Origin of the sequence: Micromonospora sp. M51, assembly GCF_018070305.1 — a bacterium.
Classification (GTDB): domain Bacteria; phylum Actinomycetota; class Actinomycetes; order Mycobacteriales; family Micromonosporaceae; genus Micromonospora; species Micromonospora parva.
On record NZ_JAGPXZ010001049.1, the window covers coordinates 1 to 1,626 of the forward strand.

General features: G+C 70.4%; 1 protein-coding gene. It reads right to left on the reverse strand.

From position 1 onward, the window contains the following. Positions 1–1,626: CTP synthase (locus KBX53_RS32325; protein WP_247676547.1), on the reverse strand; the 1,626-nt coding region annotated here is incomplete at both ends.

Consider the following 1,626-nt stretch of genomic DNA (forward strand, 5'->3'; position numbering starts at 1 on the left):
GTCGGAGCCTCCGCCGCCGCGTCCAGGTCCACCGGCAGCTGGTCGGCCTGCGAGTACGCCACAGCGGCCTTGACGAACGAGGCGAACAGCGGGTGCGGGCGGGTCGGGCGGCTCTTCAACTCGGGGTGCGCCTGGGTGGCCACGAAGAACGGGTGCAGGCCGCGATCCAGCTCGATGAACTCGACCAGCCGGCCGTCCGGGGAGGTGCCGGAGATGTGCAGGCCCGCCTTGGTCAGCGCGTCCCGGTAGGCGTTGTTCACCTCGTACCGGTGCCGGTGCCGCTCGCTGATCTCGGTGCTGCCGTACGCCTCGGCGACGATCGAACCCTCAATCAGCGTCGCCGGGTACGCGCCCAGCCGCATGGTGCCGCCCAGGTCACCCCGGCCGGCGACGATGTCCTCCTGGTCGGCCATCGTGGCGATGACCGGGTGGGTCGCCTGCTCGTCGAACTCCACCGAGTTGGCGCCGTCCAGACCGGCCAGGTGCCGGGCCACCTCGATGGTCATGCACTGCAGACCGAGGCAGAGGCCGAGCAGCGGGATGCCGGCCTCCCGGGCGTACCGGGCGGTGCCGATCTTGCCCTCGATGCCGCGGACGCCGAAGCCGCCCGGGATGAGGATGCCGTCCACGCCGGCCAGAGCCGCCGCCGCGCCGGCCGGGGTGACGCACTCGTCGCTGGGCACCCACTTGATCTGCACCCGCGACCGGTTACCGAACCCGGCCGCCCGGATCGCCTCACTCACCGACAGGTACGCGTCGGGCAGGTCGACGTACTTGCCGACCACCGCGACGGTGACCGTGTGCCGGGGGCGGTGCACCCGCTCCAGCAGGTCGTCCCAGCTGGTCCAGTCCACGTCCCGGAAGGACAGGCCGAGCCGGCGCACCACGTACGCGTCGAGCCCCTCCCGGTGCAGCACCTTCGGGATGTCGTAGATGCTCGGTGCGTCCGGGGCGGCGACGACCGCCTCGGCGTCCACGTCGCAGTACAGCGACAGCTTCTCCTTGAGCTTCACCGGGATCTCCCGGTCGCAGCGGAGCACGATCGCGTCCGGTTGGATACCGATGTTGCGCAGCTGCGCCACCGAGTGCTGGGTCGGCTTGGTCTTCAGCTCGCCCGACGGCGCCAGGTACGGCACCAGCGAGACGTGCAGGTAGAAGCAGTTGTCGCGGCCCAGGTCGTGGCGGACCTGGCGGATCGCCTCCAGGAACGGCAGCGACTCGATGTCGCCGACGGTGCCGCCGACCTCGGTGATCACCACATCGGGGAGCTGGCCGTCCTCGTCCGGGTCACCCATCCCCACGATCCGGGACTTGATCTCGTTGGTGATGTGCGGGATGACCTGGACGGTGTCGCCCAGGTACTCGCCGCGGCGCTCCTTGGCGATCACGTCGGAGTAGATCTGGCCGGTGGTGACGTTCGCCTTGCCGGACAGCGCCCGGTCGAGGAAGCGCTCGTAGTGCCCGACGTCGAGGTCGGTCTCGGCGCCGTCCTCGGTGACGAAGACCTCACCGTGCTGGAACGGGTTCATCGTCCCCGGGTCGACGTTCAGGTAGGGGTCGAGCTTCTGCATCACCACGCGCAGCCCGCGCGCGGTCAGCAGGTTGCCGAGGCTGGAGGCGGTGAGG